Here is a 25,988-nt window from a genome sequence, read left to right as displayed (position 1 = left end):
GACTACACTCACTTAAGCTTGAGAGCAATCAACCCTCCACAACAAACCAACTGTTACGATTTGTTATGGTTTTATACCAGCTGTTGATAGCTCCTTTCTTCTGCTTAACTATTCTATTCATATTAATATAACATAAAGTGAAACTTCAATCAGCGGGGTCTTACTGCCCGTTAAAGTGGGGATTAACCGTTTAGGCCATTCTCTTTTTCCTTGATCTTTTCCATAATATGATAATAAAAAGTAGGAACACACCATATACAATACCCATAACACTTAAGTAAGCCATGTTTAATCCTGTTTTATTAGCCAACAAATAAATTTCAGTTTCCTCTCGGTCTATTACTATTTTAAACTGATTGTTTTTCTCTCGGACCAAATCTCCTCCAAGTAGCCCTCTAAGCTCTTTGTTTTGATACAAGACATCGGAGGAAATTGCTACGCTTTTTGTCTTACTTGTATTATTAATTGCAATGACCGTTGTCTCTTTTCCATAAGTTCGTTTATAAACGGCAAATCCATTCTTTTCAGCTATTATCTCTATACTGCCTCTTCGTAAAGATGGATGTTGATTTCGAATTATCCCAAGCTTAGTTAGGAACTCAATAATATTGTTATCTGTTCTGAAATCCATTTGCTGATCATTATCGGGTGGTTCTCCACCATTTAGGGCAATCTCACTTCCATAATAAACAAGAGGTACACCAGGAATCGTATATAAATAAGTAAGGGCAATTTTCCACCTCGTTCCTGGGTTTTGGTTGTGCATAACAGCATCCATTGTAAATCGGTTCGTTTTCCGATTGTCCAAAAACTGAATGGACCATTGATGGAATGGTTGATCGTAAATAGAAATTGATTGGTCAGGCTTAGAGAAAGCTTTTCTTACTTCTTTATAGTCGTGATTATTTAAAAATAAATCGATGCCTGTGTTTTTATGATCATCAGAATTTGGGTCATCTCCAAACAGGATAAAATTTTCTTTTTGTTTTTTAACATTAGAAGAGAGTGTATTCCAAAATTTTGTTGATGCTATTTTTATATTTGGAATCCCATAACCATCAATATCGGTTTCTTTTATCCACCATTGTGCAGCTTTCGTGAATTGATTCTCAGAGACTCCATTTTCTTCTAACATGTTTGTAGAAAGATCTACGATAACCTTTAAATCTCTTTGATGTGCTTCTTTTACTAATGCTTTAAATGTATCCAAGGAACCAAAATGTTGATTAATTTCAAAAGGGTCTGTGCTTGAATAACCATGATATTCTTCTGTGTAAGCAAAAATAGGAGACAGCCATATCATAGTGAATCCCATTTTTTTCAGATAGTCTAGTTGCTTTATGATTCCTTCAAAATCCCCTCCATGATAAGCTAGCGGATCATTCATCCTTACTTTCTCATCATTTGTAAAATCACCATTATTAAAACGATCAATCATGATAAAGTAAATAGATCCTTCCTGCCATTGGCTTTGATGATGGTCATCCCCACTAGCTTTTAGAGGAAAAGCGTGAAGGAAAATATATAAAATTAGAATATACATAAACTTTTTTCCCAATTTTTCATTTCTCCTCATAAAAAAATGATTTTTGGAAATACTAGTGTCTATCTTTCTTAAGATTAGCGTTTTCTTCCATTTAACGTCAATTAATATAAGAATTTTCGGAAAAATTTTTTCTTTTTTAAGCTATTCACTCTTGAACGATAGATAAATATTTGCTAACTTTGTAAGAAAAGCGCAAGCGCCTTGATCATCGACGTAAGTGCTTTTCTAAATCGAGTGAGATATATTCTTTACTTCTAAAAGTATCAGATAATGCAATCGATTGCATTGAAAGGAGCCAATAATGTGTTTGAGCTTCCTGCAGTATATCACCGACCAACCGATAATTTTGCTTATCCAATAGATCAACATACACTTCACATACGTTTAAAAACGAAGAAAAATGATGTTACTTCCGTAGCTCTCTTACATGGAGACCAATATGAATGGAGCGAGAATCATTGGGTTTACCATCAGGACACGATGAGTAAGAATGGATCAGACTACTTTTTTGATTACTGGCTTATTTCCGTAACGCCACCTTTTAAAAGGCTTCGCTACGGATTTATTTTATATAAAGATAATGAACAAATGGTTTATACAGAAAAAGGATTTTTCCAAGATCCACCACAGGATCCTGGCTATTACTTTTGCTTTCCTTATTTGCATGCCACTGAAGTATTTCGTTCACCTGATTGGGTGAAAAATACGATTTGGTATCAGATTTTCCCAGAACGATTTGCAAACGGAGATGATTCAATTAATCCTGAAAAAACGTTAGCTTGGGATAGTGAACCTCCAAGTCCAACAAATTTCTTTGGCGGAGACTTCCAAGGGATTATGGATCATCTCGACTACTTAGTTGAGCTTGGCATTACTGGGATCTATTTTACGCCTATTTTTAAAGCATACTCAAATCATAAATACGATACAATGGATTATTTTGAAATTGACCCTCAATTTGGAGATAAAGCAACCTTTAAAAAATTAGTAGATCAATGTCATGAAAATGGAATAAAAGTGATGTTGGATGCTGTTTTTAATCATAGCGGCCTTCATTTTGCTCCTTTTAAGGATGTTCTTCGAAAAGGAAAGGCTTCTGAGTATGCTGATTGGTTTTATGCGACCGAATTTCCTCTCCAAGGGGGAGATCGACCGAATTACTCGACCTTTGGTTTTGTTGAAACAATGCCTAAACTCAATACGCAAAACCCGAAGGTAAAGAGTTATTTATTGGAGGTTGGGCGTTATTGGGTAAAAGAATTTAATATTGACGGCTGGAGGCTAGATGTAGCAAATGAAATTGACCATCAATTTTGGAGAGATTTTCGTACAGCTGTAAAAGAAATAAAACCAGATATCTATATTCTCGGAGAAGTATGGCATGATGCAATGCCTTGGCTTAGAGGCGATCAATTTGATGCTGTTATGAATTACCCTTTCTCCACAAATGTCATCAATTTTTTTGGGAAAGGCTATATGAATTCAAAGCAATTTATTGAAAATATGACACACGTGATTCAGCAATATCCATTAACCGTTAATGGGACTAATTTTAACTTAGTTGGCAGTCATGATACACCAAGAATTATCAATCAATGCAATCATCATAAGGAAAAAGTGAAATTAATTTATACTTTTATGCTGACGTTTATTGGGACGCCTTGCATTTACTATGGAGATGAATTGGGGTTAACAGGGGAAATGGATCCAGACTGTCGGAAATGTATGCCTTGGAATCATACAAAAGAACAGCTTGAGCTTATGAGCTATTTTAAAAAGTTAATTGAGATACGTAAAAAAGAACCTCTACTAGCAAATGATGGCACCTTTATGTTTCTTGAATCAACGGAAGAGAATCCTTGTGTTGCCTTTACTAAATTTAACACTGAGAAAAGGGCACTCGTAATCTTAAATCCATCAGATCAAAAAACAAAATATTCACTTCCTTATCCATTAAAAAGCCGAAAAATCGTCAATATGCTGAATGAGAAAGAGTATGCATTAGAGGCTGAACAATTATGTATAATGTTAAAGCCGTATGATGCTGCGATCCTAGTATTTCCAAACTAAGAAAAGTGGCCGATTAAGTGTGTCACGTACTGTTCACTCGTACATCCTGTACGTCGGAGCTAGACAAATACTTAAATACCATGAGGAATAATCACCTCATGGTATTAGTTAATCTACTATATTAATCCGATAGTCCTCAAACCAAATATGGACTTGAGCAAGATGGGCAAGCAGCTGCGGTCCAGTCATTAGTTGGCCAAACCACGGCTCTTTAAATGAGGCTCCTTCTGTATCCACAATTTTTTGTAACGTCTTCAGATCAAAAAATTCATGCAGAACAGAGCTTTTTTTGGCGAGGATTTCTTTTAGTAAATTCTGAACCGTTTTTGTATAGGAGGGATGATGCGTTTTTGGATAAGGGCTTTTTTTCCTGTAAAGAATTTCGTCTGGAAGTATGCCTTCTAATGCTTTTCGTAATATTCCTTTTTCCCGATTCCCATACATTTTCATTTCCCATGGGATGTTCCATACGTACTCGACGAGACGATGATCAGCAAACGGAACACGGACTTCAATGCTAGCTCCCATACTCATTCGGTCCTTCCGATCTAAAAGAGTCGTCATAAACCAAATTTGATTTAAATAAAACAATTCTCTCCTCTTAGTCTCCAGCTCTGATTCCCCCTCTAAACGTGGTGTTTCAGCAATCGTTTGCTGGAATTTTCCCATCATATAGTCCTCAAGATTTAATTTTTTTTGCCAATCCTCTTTTAGCAGTCCTTGGCGTTCTTTAATTGATCGCATCCATGGAAAACCACTTCTGCTAACATCTTCTACCCGATGAAACCATGGATAACCACCAAAGATTTCATCCGCACATTCTCCTGATAAACTAACAATAAAGTCCTTCCTTATTTGACGACAAAACCAAAGTAAAGAAGAGTCGACATCTGCCATTCCAGGAAGATCACGTACATGAACGGCCTCAATTAAGTATTCAGCTAATACATCCTGCGTAATTACACAATTATGATGAAGGGTTTGAAATGTATCCGTCATTTTTTTTATATAAACCCCATCTGAATTTGGCTGGAATTCACTCTTTTTAAAATAAAGATCATTTCCTTCATAATCGATTGAATAAGTATGCAGCGCACCCTTCCCCTCTTTTTGAAAGGAGGATGAAGCAATCGCTGTAATGGCGCTAGAATCCACGCCACCAGATAAAAAAGTACATAATGGAACATCTGAAACAAGCTGTCTAGTAACAGCATCGTTCAGCAAAAATCTTACCTTTTCAATCGTTTCTTCTAAACTATCGTGATGTGCTTCACTTTTTACATTCCAATATCTCCATATTTTCAAACCGTTTTTTGAAAATGCAAGTGCATGACCGGGTCTTAGCTCTTTTATTCCTTTGAATACTCCAAACCCTGGTGTTCTAGATGGGCCAAGAGCAAATAGATCAGCTAAACCATCACGATCTATTTCTGCTCGAACATCCGGCTGCTTTAGAATGGCTTTAATCTCTGATCCAAAAATAATTCCGTTTTTTACTTCTTTATAAAATAACGGCTTTACTCCCAAGCGATCTCTCGCGACAAATAACTGATCCTTTTTTTCATCCCATACAGCAAATGCGAAAATTCCATTTAAAAAATCAACGCACTTTTCTCCCCATTCCATATAGGTTGCAAGAAGAACTTCTGTATCAGAATGACCGTTAAAAGAATATCCTTTTAGTAGAAGTTCTTTTCTTAATTCATCCGTATTATAGAGTTCACCATTATAACAAATCGTATAATGATAGATTTGCTTTGTTTTTGTCATTGGCTGTACTCCACATAAAGGATCTACGACGATCAATCGTTTATGGCCAAAGGCAACATGGACATCGGTCCAAATATTGGTATCATCTGGTCCTCTTTTAGAAAGTGTTTCCGCCATTTTCTCAACTGCTTCTGCTTCCTTCCGCATATCCTTCTTAAAATCAATCCAACCTGTTATTCCACACATTCCATTCATCCTTTCTCTCGCGGAACTGTTGATTAGATACGACTAACTGACATGCTGATATTGTATGCATAGGAATGAAAATGGTTATTTGTCCTAACGTTCAGTTATAAAAAGGGACCAATCTGGAAAAAAAGAATGTTAAGAAAAGGGTTCAAAAAGGAGGACAAAAAGAGCCGAGAAGTTCTAGGAAGCGAAGCTTTGAGTACCGGACTTCCACAGGATGTGGTGACTTCAACGTTGCTCACAGGACGTGAGCGTTTTTTAGTTGAAGATCCTCTATTTAAATACGTGAGGAACGGAAAAGCAAGCTGACGTAGAAATTCGAGAGCTATTTTTCCCGGACTTTTTGAACAGCTTTTAAGGGAATATAATTGGAGGTTCCATATGAATAAACACCAAAGGACAAAACTAATTGAAAATCAAAATCGAGCCTTTACAGTTGGCTCCATCGAATTTATTAATAATGAATGGGTATTTTACAATGATGAAACAGAGGAATCTTCCTTGTTAAGTCAATTTCTTTTTCAAGAAATCGAAGTACAGCGTTATAAACGCTGGAAAAAAGGAGTTTTGTATGAAAATGGAAAATTACAACTATCAGATGAAGTCATTTTTTTGAAAGAGAACGATATGATTAAAGTTCGGAAGCATTTAATCTTTTCCTTAGAAAGATTACTTGAGGAACTGAATGATGACGCTTTCTATCAATTTATTACAAGCTTAAATTCAATGAAATTTTCCATTTATGATTGCCTCTATTGTTATAATCATTTAGCCTTTACAAATGACGCTAAACAAAAAATAGGCGTAAATTTTATGGTATTTGATAATGAAGAATCCATTTGCAATGTTCAACACCATTTCTGCTATTATGAAAAACAAAATGACCGCTTTGAATTTACTTTAAATACTGGGAGAAGAATTGTTATTGAGAAAATCTCCAGATAACGTTTAATTCCACAAATTTAGGTGACAGGAACAAACTGAAATAAGGAACCTGTCACCTTTTTTCTGCCTATCTTCTTTCTATTAGACGTATGCCAATTCCCATTAATATAACACCCATCAATAAAAGAATCGCGATCGGATATAACAGCTCTAACATAGAGGAGTTTGTTATTACGGCTCCTTTTAACAATTCCATTCCATATGTGATAGGAACAAACTTAGATATCCATAGAAGCGGCTTCGATGTTACGATTTCGATGGGCCAATACGCTCCTCCAAGCATGGCAAAGCTGACGGAAATTAATGGAATAATCGCATTAAATTGGCTTGTTGTTTTCACAATCCCTGTAATAAAGATTGAGAGTGCCACGATCGAAAAGAGGTAGGGAATGAGCATGATCAGCGCCTTTAAAAATGCACCATTAAAATCTATGCCTGCCCCAAAACGAAAAACAGTAAATATAAAAGCAATTTGAATAAATCCAATAATAAAGCTATACAACAAATTCCCGGTATAAATACTAAATTTAGAAGATGGAGATAATATTAGCCGATCCCATATTCCATTCTGCTTATCACGTAAAATCTCAACAACTGTAAAAGCTACCGTATAGATAGAAAAAAACAGAGTAAAGCCAAATAGGGATTGAAGTGCTGGATTATATTTAAACTGGTCTTGATTGTGAAAGCTTTGAATAGACAAATTGAATAACGGCTGTTCTTTTATTTGTTTTAGCTTTACTTCTGCTTGCAGCGGATCATTTGCCATCCTTATGATTGATTCTTTTTCAAATTTGCTTTCGTAGAAACGTTCAACATGACGCTTTATCAATGGTAGATTTTTTGTTTCTCCTGTTCGATAAAGAACATAGTCCTTCTCTTCTAGATCGATCCCTGCATCTGCTTTCCCTTCTGCTACCTTATCCTTTACCTCTTTTTCTGTATAAACCTTAAATATGAAGGAATCCCCTTTACTTAGTTCGTGCAGCAAAGGCTTTATTTCTGTTTGAGATAATGAGCTAAATACGGGAACTTCTATTTTGGAATAGCTTGCTTTTCCTGTTATATAAGCAAAACCCATACAAATAATCGTTGAAATAATAATGGCAGCTGGTTTTCGAACAAATTGTCGATATTTCCCCCAAAGAATTCCCATCATATGCGTACACCTGCTTTTTTCATTTGAATTAAATAAGAGAGAATAATAAATACTCCAGAAACAATGAAGATAGACATTATTTGAGCTGAAACATCTTGAATAGAATAGCCTTGCATAAGCTTTAAATAAGCTAAGATTCCTGCTCCTCCCGGCGAGTAATTCCCTAATTTTTCAAATTCTCTTCCCAGTTGAGAGATTGGAAAAAAACTGCCTCCTATAAAAGCAAGGATCGGAACTAGAAAAGCTACAAATAATTTATTAATACTTTCTGATTTTAGGCGATAGCACATGGAAGAGATCAATAAAGAAAAGCTTCCAATCATGAAGCTTAATGCTGCTGACACTAGAAGAAAATAGCCAATATTCGGAAAATAAACCTTGAAAATAAGGGCGGATAATCCAAATAAAATATTGATCTGTAAAAAAGTCATCAGCATTGTTGAAATGAAAATACCGATGAAAAAAGCGATGATAGGTACATTTGCTAAAATAATTCTAGAATAAACATGATTTTGTATTTGTAAAAACGCAAACTCCGCTGAGGTTGAAGCTACATAAAAAATAAACATGACACACATTCCAACAGTAAAATAAGAAACCGAATTAATCATTTTTTTCTCAGATATCGAATTGATTTTTCCAATTTCTTTTGGGATAGACTCCTGCAGTTTTTGTGCATCAACCCCTATAGAATGAACAGAGGTAAACAAGCTGATTTTTTCCTGAAAGGTCGTTATTAGATCCGTTAGTATCTTCCCTTCAAGTTCTTTTGAATCATTTAAAGTCAGCTTCAACTGTGGCGGCTTTCCTTCATTCATAAAAGCATATCGATAAAAGCCTAGTGTAAAATCAGCTGGAATTTCGAGAATCCCACTATACTTTTTTTGTTCCTTTTTTGAAAGCTGATGTTCATGAATAAAGTCCAATTGAATATTCTCATTTAGCTCTGGATTTTGTAAAAAATCCTCTAGTAAAATTTTCACTGGTTGAAAGCTATTTGAGGATAATAGTAATTGCTCTTTTTGCTCATTGGGGAAAGGTAAATTATTTATTTCTTTTTCCATCTCCTCATGTGCTATCTTCATATTGTCCTTTTGAATAACAGCAAGTTTAATATGAATATTTGATTGATCTCCCTCAAGTGTCCCTAGAGCAGTCCCTAATATTGAAATAAGCACGAAAGGCATAAGGAGCAAAATGATTAATTCTTTCGGCCTTCTCCAAAACATTAGCAAGTCTTTTTTGATTAATTGACTAATCATATTTCTTCACCTAATCCCTTAATTGTCTTCCAGTAAGATGCAAGAATACATCTTCGAGTGAAGGGGTTTCAATGTTTACCGAAACAATGTTTGTGCCAGTTTCTTCAGATGCTTTAAAAATATCCTTTAAAATAAAGACTTGCTTAGGAACAATTATGGTAACGAGAGGCTCCTGTACGGAAATATTTTTGATACTTGGATTTTTTTCTAAAGCTTGAATAAACGAACCTTTTAACATATCAACTTTAACGACAATCGATTGTTCACTAGAAAGAATGCTCTTGATTTCCTCCTTCGTCCCAGAAGCAATGATTTTTCCATGATCCATAATATAAATTCTGTCACATAAATACTCGACCTCTTCCATGTAATGACTGGTGTACAGCACGGTCATATTTTTTTCTTTATTTAACTTTTTTACTGTTTCTAATATATAGTTTCTTGACTGAGGATCGATGCCGACAGTTGGTTCGTCCATGATGATAATATCCGGTTCATGAAGCAGAGCTACTCCAATATTTAGACGGCGCTTCATCCCTCCCGAAAATGTTTTCACAAGATCTTTTTCTCTGTCCTTCAGACCAATAATTTCAATTACTTCATCGACACGTTTCGTTAATTGGTTCTTCGGAATACGATGCATTTTCCCAAAAAATTGCAAGTTTTCTCTCGCTGTTAGCTCCATATAAAGAGCAATTTCTTGTGGTACAACGCCAAGTATTCGACGAAGCTTTTCAGGAGCTTTCAATATGCTGCCATTATTCATTCGAATATCTCCGCTTGTCGGTTTTATTAATGATGAGATAAGTGAAATGGTTGTTGATTTTCCAGCGCCATTTGGCCCTAAAAGTCCGATCGTTTCCCCTTGCTCTAAATAAAGATTTATCCGGTCGACTGCCTTAATATTTTTAAATTCTTTTGAAATATCTATGATTTCTAGCATGTTATCTCCCTCCTACATTGTTAGAATACTCTTACTTTGCTTAAACCACTATAATCTACAGTCATAACTTTGCTTTCACTCTATGACCTCAGTCATATGATCTTTCATATCAGGAACTTCTTATCAAATACCAAATAATAAGGAGACTATGTTTTTTCATAGCCTCCTCCAATTTAATATAGGTCATTTTTCACTGCAAAAATGGCCAATTGCGTTCGATCTCTTAATTCCAATTTAAGCAATATTTGTGTAATGTGATTTTTTACTGTTCCAATCGACAAAAATAATTCACTCGAAATCTCTTTATTCGTTTTCCCTTGGCCAATAAGCCTCGTAATGGTTATCTCTCTTGGTGTTAATGGGATGGAGGTGGATTTCTCCTTTTCAATTGGCTTATCAAGAAGCTTTGGCATAACCTTCGCAGCAACTTGATCATGAATGGCTATTCCTCCATCTAAACAGCTTTTAATTGAATGAATCAGCTTAGGACCATCAGATGTTTTTAATAAAAACCCGCTTGCCCCTTCTTTTAACGTATTGATAGCATATTCTTCGTCATTAAATGTTGTTAAAATAAGTATTTTCATAAAGGGCCATCGTTGTTTAATTTTATGAGTAGCTTCTATACCATTCATTATGGGCATACGTATATCCATTAATATTATATCGACATGCTGATGTTCCAATCGCTTTATGGCCTCTAGACCATTTTCTGCTTCTCCAACCACTTTTAATTGTTGATCTTGCTCAATAATCATTTTTAGTCCTTGTCTAACGATGCTTTGATCCTCAACAAGCAATATCCTAATCATTTTTATCCTCCTCTACGGGTATGGAACCCTCTAGGATAAAATCCTTTTCAGTCTGTATAAATTGAAACTTTCCGCCAACCTCATTAAGGCGCTCTCTCATGCTTTTCAAGCCAAATCCCTCATGAATTCGTTTGCTTGCAACGTTTGAATTTTTCATGGTAAAAGTCACATGCCCAATTGGAGAAATACCTAATATGACATAAACCTCTCGAGAGCTACCATGCTTCATGGCATTCGTTAATCCTTCTTGTATCACTCGATAGAGAGCTACACTTTGTTGATTAGATAAAGAGGCTCCTAATACCCCTTGCTTCGTTGTAAAATGTACTTTCAAATGGCTCTCACTTTCCAGCTTGCGAATTAAATAAATGACAGATGAAATACCCTCAATGTCCTTTGTTTGCAGAGCTCTAACCGCTCTCCTTGTTTCTTCTAAACATTCGCTGATCATTTCCTTTATTACTATAAGGGACTCGCTCTTTTCTTTGATTATCATTACTTCAATATGCATTAACAAAGCTGTAAGCATATGACCAACCGAATCATGCATCTCTCTTGCGATTCTCGCTCTTTCTTCCACTCTTGCTGCCTTTTCATCTGAAAGAGCTTGTCTTTTTAATCGTCTGTAATCATCAAGAACACCTTCGTAAATCTCTTTTTGTTCCTTAGATTGTTTATAAAGCTCATTGTATTGATAAAAAATAAATGCTGCTAAAACCCAGATAAAAAAAGAAAAGACAATCGACGAATTCAATCCAATTTGAAAAAGAGAAACTGCACAGCCAATAGTGCTGGTTAAAATAAGTAAGATGTTAAAAAAACGTGGTTGAATTTGAAAAGCTGCCTCAAATAAATAAAATAAAACCATTAAAATAAACAGCCATGTTGTTTGAGTACCTATGTATAAAGAGAAAAACAAAGCGATAAGTATAAGGCTCGAGAATAAATATATTTTATTCTTTACGATCGGTATGAAAAAATATAGAGCAATGGATAAAGCACTTCCAAACAATAGGCTAATAAAAATCCATTGGGGTTGTTTGTGTAACAGGATCCCTGCTATCCACAGGGAGAGTAAAAAAGCAAATCGAAAATAAAAAGAAATCAAGCTGACTCACCTTAGCTTTATCATCAATATTGTTTTATAAATTTTCAACACATTTTTATAGAGGTTGAAATACTTCTTTGCCTTTGAAAAAGATTTCAACCTCTATTATTTGGCTAGATTTTATCCTTTAATATATGCTGCTGAAACATGCAGCATGACATTTCTATCTCTGTACATCGGAACCCACCACTGATTGAAGTTACACCTTATATCATGCTCCATTTTTTTATGAAATCAAGTTCAAATTGTTCCCTAGAGAGTGGACGATGTATATAGTATCCTTGTGCATAATGACATCTTAAACCCTTTAATAGTTCTATTTGCGGCTTTGTTTCTACTCCTTCCGCAACAATTTTCAAGGATAATCCATGCCCCATCATCACGATGGCATTGACAATCGCCATGTCAGAGGGGTCAATATGAAGATTTTGAATAAAAGATCGATCAATTTTCAAAATATCTATAGGAAGATTCTTTAGATAGCTTAAAGAAGAATAGCCTGTCCCAAAGTCGTCAATCGCAACTTTTACACCCAACTCCTGCAATGCTTTCATAACTGAAATATTATATTCAATATTTTGAACCATGGTACTTTCTGTTAGCTCTAAGGTTAAATATTTTGCCTCTAGGTGTGTCTCATTAAGAATTTTTTTAACTTGGTCAATAAATCCTGGCTCCTGAAACTGAAACGCAGAAACATTTACCCCTATTGACAGCATCCCCAAGCCAGCTAATTGCCACTGCTTGTTTTGATGACAAGCTGTTCTTAATACCCAGTTCCCTATTTGACTAATTAAATCTGTTTCTTCCGCTAATGGAATAAATTGATCAGGTGAAATAAGGCCCAGAGTAGGGTGCTGCCAACGTATTAATGCCTCACATCCAGTAATATTCCCGCTAATTAAGTCTAGTTGTGGCTGATAATTCAGCTCAAACTCCTGTAAAGCAAGAGCCTTTCTTAATTGACTTTCCAGTTCAAGCTTTTTTAACGCATCATCGTTCATATCAACAGAAAAATAGGTGAATTGATTTCCGCCTTGATTCTTTGAATAATTTTTGGCGATATCAGCGTTTTTAAACAAAAGTTTTACGTCCTCTCCATCTCGAGGAAATATGCTAACGCCTACGCTGGCTGTTAAAAACATCTCCTTATGTCGACACATAATTGGCTTTGAACAATTTTGGAGGACAGAGTTTAATATTTGAGCAATATTTTTTCTTTCTACATCCTTTGTTATGACCAAAGCAAAATGATCGCTTCCAAAATGACCAAAATAAACACCTTTTGGAAGATCGGCTCGTATTCTTGCAGCCAATTCCTTTAATATATTATCTCCTTCATCATGTCCAAATGTATCATTAATTAAATGAAATCGATTAATTGCAATGATACTAACTGCTAGTAATCGTTTTTTCTTCTTGGCTCTTTTTAGCATTTCTTCTAATATCTCTGTTAATTTCAATCGATTTGGCAAACCCGTATGAGCATCATAATAAGCTAGCTTTATCATTTTTTCTTCCATTATCTTTTGCTCTGTGATATCTCGACCAATTCCGTAAACCCCAACAATCTCTTCGTTTAGTGTAATAGGAATATTCTTTATTTGAAAATACCTGATCTCTCCTGATTCCAATTCAGTTTGAATATGATAATATTGTTCTTTTCCTGTTATGGTTTTATAAAAATGCCTTTTAACCCTTGACACATCATTATTCTTTACAAATTCTAGTGAGGATGTTCCTATTATCTCTTTTTCTTTAATGGAAAAAGTCTTCTCAAAATGGGCATTCACACTTGTAAAAAGTCCTTGTAAATTGGTCGAGTAGACAATATCCGTATTATTATTAAATAATGATCGGTAGTATTGCTCTGATACTTTTCTGTTTTCATCTAACACTTCTATATCATTTTTTGACGCCTTCATAAAATGGGTAAGAGCCAAAATCGTATGAAAATAATCAGGAAAATCGTATTGAAAGGTCGATATCATTTTGTTTTCTTGCTCCATATGATCCCATTCTGATATCACAAGACCGGAAAGAGTATAGCCCAAAAGCTGTGGCCTTTTCATTTTCATTCCTGAAATTTCTCCATATGAAAAGAAACCGTTCACTGAAGCAATTTGATTGATGGCCGCTAACTCATTTTCTGTCAATTGTTTAATCGTCTTTTTTCTAGCCATGCAATTATATGCAAAAACAGTGTCTACCGGCTTTTGTGAAAGCTTGCGAATATTTATGTACGAGGATTGAACAACTTCTTCGAAATTTGCATAGCCAAATGTTAACTGCTCTCCAACATGAATTTGACGATTAAGTTCAATCGCACCATTTTTCAAGATATTAATGATAAATGCGGAATTTTTTTTCCCTTTCTGATGAACGAGCAATGGAAATTCATTACCAGAAAGAGGTAGACCCTTTACAAATCGCTCTCCAAAGTAGTATTTCAACAAGGTAAGAGGTTTTTTATTATCTATGGCATAAATAATATTCTCATTACACTTTGTTACTCGAAAGCTCTTTCCAATTTCTTGCCATCTAAAATCCGTATTTAATTGAGAAAAGAGGTTCTCTCCATTCAGAGCCACTGCTGCTACCCCATGTGTCGTTATCGAATTGTTTGTAAACACAAATGACTCTCCAAGCTCATTTTCTCCAGCTACTCCCCCTGCTAACAAAAGGTTAGGATTCACTTGATAAATTCCATCCAGCAAAGACTGGGTGTCTATTTGATGACGTGTTGGAAATAAGATAAATGCTTTTGTATCTAAGGAAGATAGAGACTCTCCTAATCTTTTTCCAATTTGAAAACTATTTCCATAAGCCTCTATTTCTATCAAACAGGATTCTATTTCTACTTTCTTAAAAATCGTAAATGACATCATGATTTCTTTATCTTTGATTTTTCCATTATGTATCTGTCCAGCAGTCGTGCACCCAATCATATGTGCTGATGGCAACTGCTCTTTAATAACAGCTTGCAAGGAAAGAATTCTTGCCTTGTCCATACAATCTGAAAATACTTGCACTAAAATAGTAGAATACTGATACAATTGATGTTTCTCAATAAAGGATCTAAGGTGTCTATTATTTTTATACAGATAAGAGAAGGTCTTTGCCATTTCATCACCATTATTAGTAAAATAGTCATCACTATCTTCTTTTAAAATACCATATTTAGAAGGTTTTTGTAACAAAAAAACTACCAAGGTGGTAGTTTTTTACCATATTTTTAAATTTATCATGCATCAGAAAAACAAAAAGCCTAATGGAAGCTTAAATCCTAAATAAAAAACGAGCAGGAGAGCAATTACAAATTGTACCCAAAAAATACTCGTTTGTTTTTTCTTTCCTCCTCGAACTAAAATCATTTCCAGTATAGCAATGATCCAGAGACCAACAAGTGATTTCAAAACATATAGAAAACTAATACTAGAAATGCTCAAGAGAAGAATTACTCCTGTTGCAATGATGAACAAATAAAACAAGCGCAAAATCATGTGAACAATTTTTTTTCCTTTTTCTTTTCCGCTCTTGCCTAGTCCTAGCACGACGAAAAATAAGATTAAGGATATTACCCAAGTCGTAATATGAGCATGTGTCATTTAAATAAACCCCTTCTCTGATTTCTTCCACATCATTATACACTCAGCCAGATTACCTATCTATAAACGATGTAAACCTCGTTACGTTTTAGTCGTTTAATTTTTCATCGTATGAACGAGAGTACCGATTCCTTCAACTGTTATTTCGATCACGTCTCCATCTTTTAAATATTTTGGAGGATTAAAAGCATGTCCTACACCAGCTGGTGTTCCTGTCGCAATAATATCCCCTGGTTCTAACGTCATTCCTTTTGAAAGAACAGATATGATTTCATCAATTGGAAACATAAATTTTTTTGAATTTGAATCCTGTCTAACTTCCCCATTCACCTTTGTTTGAATATGTAATTGATGCGGATTTTCTATGCAAGATTTATGGACGATCCAAGGGCCCATTGGACATGAAGCATCCAAGCTTTTCCCGATAAAGAATTGCTTATGTTGTACTTGTAAATCTCGAGCTGTAATATCATCGATGATCGTATAACCGAATACATAATCGAAAGCTTCCTCTTTAGGAATAGCTGTTCCTTTTTTTCCGATAACAATGGCAAGCTCACCTTCGTAGTCAAGCTTTTCTGTTGCATTCGGATGAAGCAATGCTGCCTCGTTTGGCCCAATAACCGTTGTTGGAGCTTTCGTAAAAATTAGAATATGCTCCGGGATATCTCCCGTTCCTAAGTTTCTTAGCTCTACTGCATGTTCTGCATAGTTTTTGCCGACACAAAAAATATTTTTAAGCGGTCTTGGAATAGGTGCGAGTAATTTAACAGATTCAATAGACAAATAAAGCTCTTCCTCAAGTCCCTCTTGTTCGATCCATTGCAGCAATTCTTCCACTTTCGTTAAAAATGCATCACCTAGTTCAATACATTCAATCATTGAAGATGGAATCGAATTTTCCCCTGATTTTCTTTCTTCTGCCATCCCTAAAGGAAGAATCTTTTTGCCACTCTCGTCTGCTAAACCCACGAAAGTCTGATCCTCACTTTTTGCTGTCACAAATTTCATAAAAACACCCCTTTGTTTTCTTTCATTATTAACATTCTGTATATCTTTAAGAAATCCTTTTTCTATTCGTACGGTTTTTTGTGCTTTTAACAAGGAATCGTTCATACATCGACTCAATAAATTTGGGCTTTCTAATCACACTCCACCCAATTAAACATACCATACTATTAGAACTCATACAAAGGGTGTTGATTATGCCAGCTATTGTCGGAGTGGCTCAAGTAATATCCATCGGAAGCAGTGCTGTGTTTAATATTGGAGATGTGTATAAAATTGCACCCATTTCTAGCGCAAAAACTTTTTCAGGTGGCGGTTCCTTTAACACTGGAGATGGGCTAAATGTGACCAGCTACAAAAGCACAACCAACACAGATGATAGAGATAATTTTGATCAAGGCATTTTATTTAATATGTAAAAAAGTAGAAAAACTAAGAGGAAGCAGGTGAAGAATTTGAATTATTATATTCAACAAACGATTTGCATAAATATGATAAAAATTGGAGGGATTTCTAATTCTTCTGTATTGCAAATTGGCAGTGCTGGAATCATAAAACCAGCCTCTTTCTTGTATAACACAGGAGGGTTTAAAGAACCTGCCCCAGCAATCATGCAGCCGCAAACGACGACGATAACACCTGCAGTCCCTTTCCAATCATGATCTTAGACACACCAAAATTAAAAATAATTTAATGGATAATTCATGACTAACTTTAGAACGTTTATATCTTTTCATTTTTATGTTTTAAACGAGGTGGTTTGGTTGAACCAACAGCTTCAACAATATATACAAAGTGTAAATGCTTTTCTTCAGGAACAGGAAAAAAGAATACGCAGTCTTGAGAGAACTATTAATGAATTAAAGAAAGAACTAATGAAAATTAAAGAAAAGCCTTCTATCCATGTGGATAAAATTGAATATAAATTTGACCAGCTTAAAGTGGAATCTTTAGACGGAACATTAAATATTGGTTTAAACCCATCTGATCTGCAAAATATTGACGAGTTTGCTGTTAACAATCAAGATGTTAAAACGCCTCTTTCACCAAAGGAAAGAATGAACATAGAAATGGAAATTGAAGAGGCCATTTATCAATTTCTTGAATCAGAATTGCCAACCATCGTAACTGATATCCAAATGAAAACAAATCGAACAATAGATGACTCATTGCTAACATTCATTAAGGAAGATATAAAAAAACAGCTTCCTCAACGAATCGAACATTACTTAAAGCAATATCCATTAAATGAAAAAATTGAAACAATGATCAATCAACTAAAAATGGACATCAAAAATGGGATAATTACTTTTATTAGTCAAATGCCTCATCAATGAAAGGAATGAAGAATCAATGAATTTTCAAGTATATAACCGAGATTTACAGGTCGGAACCATTAGGATCCTTGGTGTATCAAGTTCTTCCCTTTTTATGATAGGAGATACACAATCGATTCAATTAGCGTCAATTTTTGACACTCCCCCTGAGTCGCTTATTATCGGTCCATTTGTTCCACTTTCACCAGAAGGATAAAGAAATGCTGCAGAGAACCTCTGTAGTGGATCATTTTCATGTCAGTACAGTATCCTTATCCTCTATTATTCAAATTGGAGATTCGACATTCCTGCAAGGAGCATCTAAAGCTTTAGCTGTCCAAAGAGAAAAAGAATTATTTTTTGGAAAAGAGGGGGACTTCTCTGACTATCCAATCTTTACAAAAAGGATTCCTCTCCTTCCAATTAGTGAAAATATCTCACTACAATTTGAAAATCGAAAACCACTAATTAAAGTTCATGATATAGCTATTATCGGAATAGCAGCCTCATCTATCTTTCATATTGGCAGTAGTCAGCATATCTATATGGAATCTAGAGTGAAGCATATTAGACATATGGACCATTCAGAAAATATACAGCGGGATAATCCTTCCGTTCCGTTAGGCAATTACATTAGCAAAGAAGAGTACACAACAGTAGATTCATATTCTTCTAACCGATATATGTAAGATAACTATGTAAAGGGGGTATGGTATGCCAGCATTTGTAGGGCCTGTCCAAATTGTTAATGCCAGTGGAACTGTTCAGTTCGGCGACTCTCTTTTTATCTCACCAAAAAGCAATTCAAAATCAGCCCATGGATCTGGATCTGGAAACACGGGAGCCTTTATCATAACAAATAATGGGTTGAGTATTGTAAATAATATTGATACTAGTCTTATCGATCAGCCTACTATAGGAAATAACTAATGAAGTGCCAGAACTTCTAATCAGGAAGTTTACTGGCACTTCATCTTTAAACTCTCGTTAATGGTAGTAAATGAGATCCATCAAAGAAAAATAAATAGCATTCGTCTACTTTTCGTTTGGTTATGTTTTCAATCGCTTCAGCATATAAATCCATTTGCACACGATATTTTGACTCAAGAATCCTCTGTGCTTCAGTAAAACCACCCTTGTATCGACCTGTAATGGTATCCGTTTTATAATCTAAAAGCACGGTTCCTTTCTCATCTTCAAAGAAGCAATCAACAATCCCTTGAATTAATACTGCTTCTTCCTCCCCCCTCCAATCAGAATAAGCTTTGCTTGCTGGATAGGAAAAACTAAACGGAATTTCTTTATCTATTTTCTTAGCATTCATTAATCTTTTTCCTATTTCTGAATCGAAGAACTCAATGATTACTGTTGGATCTATCACCATTCTCTGCTCCTCTGTTAAGAGCTCTTTTGAAATAAGCTCATCTAACTGATCCTGAATATGGTCCACTGTTAACGGTTTTTTTACATCTAGATGCTGCATGACCAAATGCATCGCTGTTCCTTTTTCAGCAGGGGTCAGCTTTTTCGCCTGCATAAATTTTGGTCTGTTAAAAAACGGTTTGCTAAAGGTTGATATTAACTCTGCACCACTATTTTCATCCGTAACCTCTCTCTGTCTCTTCATCTCAGAAACCGATTGCTTCGACCGATGTGTTTCTGCTGCTTGAAAACGATACTCCCAAGAAAGCTGTTGATAAATGGTATCTTTATACTTTGATTCAATTGGTACTTTTTCTCCATTGTACACATACTTCAAATAGTCTTCAGTTTCATTTTGTTCTAGTTGATCGTTAGAAGAGATCTCGTTTGCAGGGATGATTTGAATATCCCAAGAGGATGGATGCTTCGTAATATCTGCTGGAAGTCCGTATATGCCTTTACCCTCCAAACGAAGCTTCTCGGAATCCTCATGCCTAATTAAAGCAGGGCCGATCCAATCTAGATAGGTGGAAGCACTTGCTCTTTCATATTCTTTAAGCAGCCATTTAGGGTTATCAAGTTCAGATTCCCATTGTTGAATCATTTTTTCAGCTTTTTTGACAGATCCTATTAAAAACAGCTTTTCTTTTGCTCTTGTTAAAGCAACATATAAAATACGCATTTCTTCTGCAAGCATCTCGAGCTTTTTCTTTCTTTTTAATGCAAGCTGTGGGAGAGACGGTAAAGTTACTCGGTTTTTCGAATTTACATATCTTGTTGCAAAGCCCCATTCTTTATCAAATAAATACGATTTTCTCATATCCATCATATTAAAGCTCCGACCTAATCCCGCAATAAAAACAGCAGGAAACTCAAGTCCTTTACTGCTGTGAATCGTCATAATACGAACAACATCCTCCTGCTCTCCAAGCGCTCTTGCAGCTCCTAAGTCATCTCCTCTTTCGCGCATTCTTTCAATAAATCGCAAAAAACGGAACAATCCTCGAAAGGAGGTTGTTTCATATTGACGAGCACGATCATATAGAGCTCTTAGGTTCGCTTGTCGCTGCTTTCCGCCTGGCAGGCCACCGACAAAATCATAGAAATGGGTATCCCGGTAAAGCTGCCATATTAATTCAGAAAGAAATCCTTTTCGAGCTTGTGAACGCCATCCTTTTAAGCTGTGATAAAACATGGTTAATTTTTCATAAAGCTCTGCTGAATCATCACCTTTTTCTCCATAAGAGGTTAAAGCTTCATAAAAAGAACCATTTTTATGATGAATGCGCAAGTTTGCTAATTCTTCCTCGTTTAAGCCAATTATGGGAGAACGAAGAACTGCAGCTAGTGGAATATCCTGATACGGGTTATCGATTACCTTGAGAAGCGCCATCATCGTGGATATCTCTGAAGCTTCAAAATATCCTGTTGAAAGGTTCGCGTAAATTGGAATCCCTTGCTGCTTAAATTCCTCTATGATTTGCGGTGCCCAAGTCATCGAACGTAATAAAATAACGATATCACGATACATAATGGGGCGGCTCGTTTTAGTCTTTGCTTGATAAACGGAGGCCCTGCTTGAAATAAGCTCCTTTACTTTCTGTGCCATCCACCTTGCTTCGAGTACTGACTGCTCCAATTCGATTGGATCGTATTCAATAGAATCATCTTCTTCAGCTTCTTCTCGATCTAGCCCATTTGTATCATGATCAATGAGGATTAATTCAACAGGCTCCTTCACATTTTCAGGATAAGATGCACCAGGAACAAGTTCAGCACTTGCATCATATTCAATCTCACCTATTTTCACGCCCATAATTTGCTTAAATATATAGTTCGTCCCATATAATATTTCTTTCCGGCTGCGGAAATTTCGCGCAAGGTCAATTTTTAACCCTGAGACTTCTCCATCGTGTGTAAATTGATGATATTTTCCTAAAAACAGCTTAGGCTCGGCTAGACGAAAACGATAGATCGACTGTTTTACGTCACCAACCATGAATAAATTACCGTTTTTTCCTTCACCCTTTGTAACAAGCTGAAGAATATACTCCTGAACCATGTTTACGTCCTGGTATTCATCAACTAATACTTCCTTAAATTGAGCACGATAGGAAAGTGCTGCGTCAGATGGAACGGGTCCTTCTTGTTTATTTGTCGTTTGATCCATTAATATTTGAAGGCACAAATGCTCCAAGTCTGCAAAATCAACCAAACCCTTCTCTGTTTTCATTTCCTGAAAGCGATTGGCAAAAGATTGAACTAGCTGCACTAGTGTCTCTATATTCTCTTTCATTTCTCGCATATCTTTCATAAAGCTCTCTGGTCGTCTAGAGAAAAGCTCTTCTTGAATGCTTTTTATGATATATTTTGCTTTCTCCCTTTTCTTTTGGGCTTGGTCGATTAAAACTTTATCAAACTGGTCTCCTCGACATGTCTTTGCTCTTGCAAACGACCAAACCTGCATGGCTTCATAAAGAGTAGACCAAGAATCCTGCTTTGCTTGCAATAATGTATCGACAATTTGAATATCACTTAAGAAGTTCTCTTCTCTTGGTGCAGGTCCAAATGGCTGCCTTGTTATATCTAGTCCATTTTCAAGCAGTTCCTTTGCTCCTTCAAGCTGCAGCTCCACATCCTCTAGTAGCGCATCAATAAAAGGGAGCGCATCGATCGGTGCATCTTCCCTTACATCATACATATTGATGATGGATTGCAAATAAGAAACAGGGTCAGGGTGTGATTGAGAAAAATCGTAAAGCTTTTGAACAATGTCCTGCAAAGCTACATCCGATCGGTCATTTGTAAAGGTATCGACAAGATCAAAAAAACGACCATTTCCCTCCTTGCCATATTCCTCTTCAAAGATTTCATCCATCGCTTCATCTCTTAACAGCTGTGCTTCCGTTGCATCCGCTATTCGAAATCCCGGATCTATGTCAATTAAATAATAATATTTTCTAATGACCTCTAAGCAAAAGGAATGAAGCGTCGAAATGGACGCACGATTTAATAAGGTAAGCTGCTTCCTTAAATGCTGAGAGGATGGATTTTCTTTAATTGCTTTTTCAAGCGCCTCGCCAATTCGATGACGCATTTCAGCAGCAGAGGCATTTGTAAACGTCACGACTAGCCATTCATCCACATGAAAAGAAGGATCACTTAAAATTCTTGTAATCATTCTTTCTACTAGGACAGCTGTTTTTCCAGATCCTGCTGCAGCTGCCACTAAAATATCCTGTCCTTTGGCCATAATCGCTTTCCACTGATCATGTGTCCAAGATACATCCTTCGGTTTTTGAGGAATTTTCATTTCACTCATCGTTGTCCACCTCACTTTGTATGAAATCCATCGCTTCATCCTTTGAATACGGAATTAATAATCGATAGTCATTCGCTTCAATAGATTGATCAAATTGACAAACCGATTTATAGGAACAAAAACCACATGGCGTTTTATCCTTAAGTTTATATGGGGAAATATCAACTTTTCCATCTACAATTTCATTTCCAGTTTTTTTATACATCTTTCTAACAAAATGCCTTAATTCATTAAATTCTTGCCTGCTTGCTACTTTAGAGCGCTTGGATAATGTCCCGTCCTTTTTAATTCCAGCTGGTATAATTTTTGAATCACCCGACTCAATGGATTGATCCATTAATCGAATCACTTGTTCATCTGCAAGTAAGAGACCGTTCATTTTAAATTTTTTCATGATTTCTTGCTCAATTTCATCTAACGTAAGGATTTTTTTTGATTGAATCATTGGATTATGGACATGAAAATATAACACACCAGCCGGATCTGCTTTAGTGCCAATTAAAGCTTCTGAATGAGTGATAACAATATCTAAATAAGTAAGCATTTGCAAGGAAAGTCCATAGTAGACCTCTCCTAAATTTAAATCCTTTTCACTTGATTTATAGTCAATGATTCGAAGCAGTGCTTCGTTGCCTTCCTGTGCTTTATCTACTCGATCAATTCTCCCTATTAACTCCATTTTTGTCCCATTCTTTAACTTAAAGGAGAGAGGTGGAAGCTTCCCTCTAGGACCAAATCCAAGCTCAAGCCCTATCGGAGAAAAACCGCTTAACTTAGCTTGTTCACTTAAAATGACGGATGCTCTCGTAATGATTTGCTCAAGCTTTCTTTTTATATAATGATGTCGATTGGAGCTGAGCAATATCTCATTTTGCAGCTTTGGAGCTAGTAATTCCACTGCTTCCTTCGCTAACATTTCGCATTGGTCTTTCGTCAGCTTTGACCAATCTTGATTTTGCTGCAGAACTGTCTCGGCAATAAATGTTAAAGCTGCATGGAATAATTCTCCTATATCTGGAGCTTCTAAACGAAAAATCTGCCGCTCCCTTAACTTCAAACCGTGACCTGCAAAATGAGAGAAAGGGCAGCTTTGGAATAGTTCCATTCTTGAAACGCTGGCCTGAATCGTATCTCCGTATAACTCACGCGCCGTTTCCTTCGATAAATTCTTTGTTCCATTTTGATAATACAAGCTTGAAAGCACTTTTTTTACGAAAGGTCTCCACTCATCATGTTCTAAGTAATAATGATACACATCCCACCAAAGAGCTTGAACTGGATAGCCCTTTTTTTGCAGCTGCAGCTGTGAAGTTAAGTAAGACAGACTTGTTTTTCGATTAGCGGCAAAGCTGAGCTGATCTTCTTCTCCTAATTCTGCAGGATCTGTCAAATAAAACTCTTCTATACTTAAAGGAAATAATTCCTTCATTCTTTTAATGAATGGAGATGGGAGCAACGCCTTCCCTTCATTATCTGCTAATGGATAGCTTATATATAAAGATTCTGAAGGGGTGGTGAACGCTTTATAAGCCAGAAACTCCTCGTCAAGCATTCGAATTTTGCTGCTTGGAGCAATCTTCAAACCGAATTGCATAAGCTTTTCACGATCGTCATCCGCTAAAATTCCTTCCTCCGAAAATTTTGCAGGAAGAACTCCTTCATTTAGCCCAATCATAAAGGCAGCTTTTACTTCAGTAAGTCTTGACTTGTCCAAATCGGCAATAATGATTTGATCTATGGCTGGTGGAACAAGTGAAAAATGCAGCGTTTCGAATCCAGCATCTAAAATAGCAGAAAACTGTTTAAGAGATATCTTTTCTTCTCCAAGCATCTCTACAAATTGATCCAGTAGTTCCATAATCGCATTCCATGCTTGATCATGTTCTCGTCCTTTGACTAGATTCCCTATTTCCTCCTCTTCATTTTTCCAGCGTTCAAGCTTTGCTGGAATTTCCAGCTCTTCTAGATATAGATAAAGAGCTTCACAGAGCATTCTCCCTGTTTCTGCTTTTTTAAGTCGGCGGGACAAGCGGAGAATAGGAGCGCTAATCATGAGCCGTAATTCATTTAGCTCCTGCTCTATCTCTTTTTCACGATCGGTCTGTACGATATTTGCAAGCTCTAACCCTCGGAATCTACGATACGTCCAGCGATTTTTTCTCGTCCATTTATCTCCTTGAATACCGTATGCCAAAACATAGTTTTCAAGCCGATCCATTTGCTCGCGCACTTTACTAGGATTTTCAGTGAGCGGGAATAATAGTTCCGTTTTTACGGAACGAAAAATTGGCTCATATCTCCAATTCGAATTCAATATTTCAAGAGTTGAACGAATCAGCTCAACAAATGGATGGTTAAGCATCGTCCGTTTTTGGTCAATATAGTAAGGAAGATCATAATCTCCAAAAATGGTCTCAATTATATCAGAATATTCATGTCCATTTCTCATTAATAAAGCAAAATCTCTGTATCGATATTTTTGTGAACGAACAAGCTCTTTTATTTTCCTAGCAATTCCTTCTAGCTCTGCACGGCGATTAACAGCTTGTCCAAGATAAATCGATGTCTCTCCCTTAAAAGCAATCGCAGGACGAGAATCAAAATGAACTTCAAGATACTTAAGTGATTCATCTTGCCATCTCTTTTGTGCCTCTAGATTTATTTCCTCTATGGTAACTCCATTCGCTCTCGCCATTTCATAAAGTGTTTGATAATTTTCTCCATTCATTCTGAATAAATGGAGCTCATCAGGCGGATGGTTTTTAAATGGCTGATCTAATGTGAACGTAATCGTTACATTTTTACAGTTTTTCATGAGCTGATCGATCATGACATATTCTTGTGGTGTAAAGTTGTAAAAGCCATCAATATAAATTTCTGCTCTTTTTAAATCATTTGATAAAGGAGCTTTCTCTGCAAATAAACGAAAGTAGTCCTCTGAATCAATATATTTATCTGATAAGCCTTCTTCAAAGCTGCGATAGATAAGCTCTAAATCGTGCAGCTTGTCTGCTAATGAGATATTTTTCTCCTTAGATGCAAACTGTGATCCCTTGTCATTTAATTCCTCTGGTCTCACACAATATCGTTTAAATTCGGTCAGCATCTGTTCCATTTGCTGAATAAAGCCATTTTTGTCAGCCGCTTTTTGAAAAAGCTTTAGCTCCTCTTTTTTATCCTCGATAATTTTCCGGATAAGCATGCTGATCCCAACACTATTTAAATGATAACGGCTAATTCCCCCAGCTTCCTGCAAAATTCTCCAGGCAAAGCGAGTAAAGGAATACACCTGTGCACGAATCATTCCGCCTAAGTCTGGAGTTTTTATTAATTGATACTCAGATAAAAAAGTCATTTGATCTGGAACTAAATAAATAATCGGATCTCCTTCTGGGCTGTTAAATAAACTCGAACGAATTTCATTTAGACAAAAGGTCGTTTTTCCACTTCCAGATCGACCAATGATGAAACGTACCGTCATTTTGTCCCTCCTTGCTGATTTAAAATA

Annotated in this window: 20 protein-coding genes; 8 read left to right on the top strand and 12 right to left on the bottom strand. The window is 36.0% G+C overall.

Annotated elements, in window-relative coordinates:
• Positions 1 to 190: 190 nt before the first annotated feature.
• A complete protein-coding gene (locus FDO66_RS13475; RefSeq protein WP_258535730.1) occupies positions 191 to 1,558 on the bottom strand; it encodes an alpha-amylase family glycosyl hydrolase in 1,368 nt (455 codons plus the stop codon).
• Positions 1,559 to 1,816: 258 nt separating this feature from the next.
• Here FDO66_RS13475 and FDO66_RS13470 point away from each other — a divergent pair, with 258 nt between their 5' ends.
• Positions 1,817 to 3,616, top strand: coding sequence for an alpha-glycosidase (locus tag FDO66_RS13470; RefSeq protein ID WP_141433170.1), 1,800 nt, complete (start codon positions 1,817 to 1,819; stop codon positions 3,614 to 3,616).
• A 108-nt stretch (positions 3,617 to 3,724) separates the two neighbouring features.
• Here FDO66_RS13470 and asnB read toward each other — a convergent pair whose 3' ends face one another.
• Positions 3,725 to 5,572, bottom strand: a complete 1,848-nt coding sequence (gene asnB / locus FDO66_RS13465) for an asparagine synthase (glutamine-hydrolyzing) (protein WP_141433169.1) — start codon at positions 5,570 to 5,572, stop codon at positions 3,725 to 3,727.
• 384 nt (positions 5,573 to 5,956) lie between these two features.
• Here asnB and FDO66_RS13460 point away from each other — a divergent pair, with 384 nt between their 5' ends.
• A complete protein-coding gene (locus tag FDO66_RS13460) occupies positions 5,957 to 6,520 on the top strand; it encodes a DUF2777 domain-containing protein (RefSeq protein ID WP_141433168.1) in 564 nt (187 codons plus the stop codon).
• Between the two features lie 67 nt (positions 6,521 to 6,587).
• Here FDO66_RS13460 and FDO66_RS13455 read toward each other — a convergent pair whose 3' ends face one another.
• From FDO66_RS13455 to FDO66_RS13420, 8 genes are all read right to left on the bottom strand, one after another.
• On the bottom strand, positions 6,588 to 7,679 hold the full coding sequence (locus FDO66_RS13455) for an ABC transporter permease (protein ID WP_141433167.1): 1,092 nt from the start codon (positions 7,677 to 7,679) through the stop codon (positions 6,588 to 6,590).
• Complete coding sequence (locus tag FDO66_RS13450) at positions 7,676 to 8,941, bottom strand: ABC transporter permease (protein WP_141433166.1); 1,266 nt, start codon at positions 8,939 to 8,941, stop codon at positions 7,676 to 7,678. The genes FDO66_RS13455 and FDO66_RS13450 overlap by 4 nt, the downstream gene beginning before the upstream one ends.
• A gap of 10 nt (positions 8,942 to 8,951) precedes the next feature.
• On the bottom strand, positions 8,952 to 9,884 hold the full coding sequence (locus tag FDO66_RS13445) for an ABC transporter ATP-binding protein (protein WP_141433165.1): 933 nt from the start codon (positions 9,882 to 9,884) through the stop codon (positions 8,952 to 8,954).
• A 173-nt stretch (positions 9,885 to 10,057) separates the two neighbouring features.
• On the bottom strand, positions 10,058 to 10,696 hold the full coding sequence (locus FDO66_RS13440) for a response regulator transcription factor (protein ID WP_141433164.1): 639 nt from the start codon (positions 10,694 to 10,696) through the stop codon (positions 10,058 to 10,060).
• A complete protein-coding gene (locus tag FDO66_RS13435; RefSeq protein WP_258535729.1) occupies positions 10,689 to 11,564 on the bottom strand; it encodes a sensor histidine kinase in 876 nt (291 codons plus the stop codon). Before FDO66_RS13435 ends, FDO66_RS13440 begins: the two co-directional genes overlap by 8 nt.
• 446 nt (positions 11,565 to 12,010) lie before the next feature.
• Positions 12,011 to 15,004: a bifunctional diguanylate cyclase/phosphodiesterase gene (locus FDO66_RS13430; RefSeq protein WP_258535728.1), complete on the bottom strand. Its 2,994-nt coding sequence runs from the start codon at positions 15,002 to 15,004 to the stop codon at positions 12,011 to 12,013.
• 51 nt (positions 15,005 to 15,055) lie between these two features.
• Positions 15,056 to 15,412, bottom strand: a complete 357-nt coding sequence (locus tag FDO66_RS13425; RefSeq protein WP_141433163.1) for a DUF1516 family protein — start codon at positions 15,410 to 15,412, stop codon at positions 15,056 to 15,058.
• A 96-nt stretch (positions 15,413 to 15,508) separates the two neighbouring features.
• A complete protein-coding gene (locus FDO66_RS13420; protein WP_141433162.1) occupies positions 15,509 to 16,423 on the bottom strand; it encodes a fumarylacetoacetate hydrolase family protein in 915 nt (304 codons plus the stop codon).
• A 194-nt stretch (positions 16,424 to 16,617) separates the two neighbouring features.
• Between FDO66_RS13420 and FDO66_RS13415 the strand changes: the two genes are divergently transcribed.
• From FDO66_RS13415 to FDO66_RS13390, 6 genes are all read left to right on the top strand, one after another.
• Positions 16,618 to 16,839, top strand: coding sequence for a spore germination protein (locus FDO66_RS13415; protein WP_141433161.1), 222 nt, complete (start codon positions 16,618 to 16,620; stop codon positions 16,837 to 16,839).
• A gap of 36 nt (positions 16,840 to 16,875) precedes the next feature.
• A complete protein-coding gene (locus FDO66_RS13410) occupies positions 16,876 to 17,082 on the top strand; it encodes a spore germination protein GerPB (RefSeq protein ID WP_141433183.1) in 207 nt (68 codons plus the stop codon).
• 102 nt (positions 17,083 to 17,184) lie between these two features.
• A complete protein-coding gene (gerPC, locus tag FDO66_RS13405; RefSeq protein ID WP_258535727.1) occupies positions 17,185 to 17,757 on the top strand; it encodes a spore germination protein GerPC in 573 nt (190 codons plus the stop codon).
• A gap of 16 nt (positions 17,758 to 17,773) precedes the next feature.
• On the top strand, positions 17,774 to 17,953 hold the full coding sequence (locus FDO66_RS13400; RefSeq protein WP_141433159.1) for a spore gernimation protein GerPD: 180 nt from the start codon (positions 17,774 to 17,776) through the stop codon (positions 17,951 to 17,953).
• 4 nt (positions 17,954 to 17,957) lie between these two features.
• Positions 17,958 to 18,425 carry a spore germination protein GerPE gene (locus FDO66_RS13395; RefSeq protein ID WP_141433158.1) on the top strand — a complete coding sequence of 156 codons (468 nt, stop codon included), beginning with the start codon at positions 17,958 to 17,960 and terminating at the stop codon, positions 18,423 to 18,425.
• A 25-nt stretch (positions 18,426 to 18,450) separates the two neighbouring features.
• Complete coding sequence (locus FDO66_RS13390) at positions 18,451 to 18,666, top strand: spore germination protein (protein WP_141433157.1); 216 nt, start codon at positions 18,451 to 18,453, stop codon at positions 18,664 to 18,666.
• A gap of 46 nt (positions 18,667 to 18,712) precedes the next feature.
• Here the strand turns inward: FDO66_RS13390 and addA are convergent, their stop codons facing one another.
• Positions 18,713 to 22,480 (bottom strand): helicase-exonuclease AddAB subunit AddA, encoded by a 3,768-nt coding sequence (gene addA / locus FDO66_RS13385; protein ID WP_141433156.1) that lies wholly within the window; start codon positions 22,478 to 22,480, stop codon positions 18,713 to 18,715.
• Positions 22,473 to 25,961, bottom strand: coding sequence for a helicase-exonuclease AddAB subunit AddB (addB, locus tag FDO66_RS13380; protein ID WP_141433155.1), 3,489 nt, complete (start codon positions 25,959 to 25,961; stop codon positions 22,473 to 22,475). Before addB ends, addA begins: the two co-directional genes overlap by 8 nt.
• Positions 25,962 to 25,988 lie beyond the last annotated feature (27 nt).

The sequence above is a fragment of the Bacillus sp. 03113 genome (genome assembly GCF_006546985.1).
Classification (GTDB): Bacteria; Bacillota; Bacilli; order Bacillales; family Cytobacillaceae; genus VATK01.
This window is presented reverse-complemented; position numbering and strand designations above follow the sequence as displayed.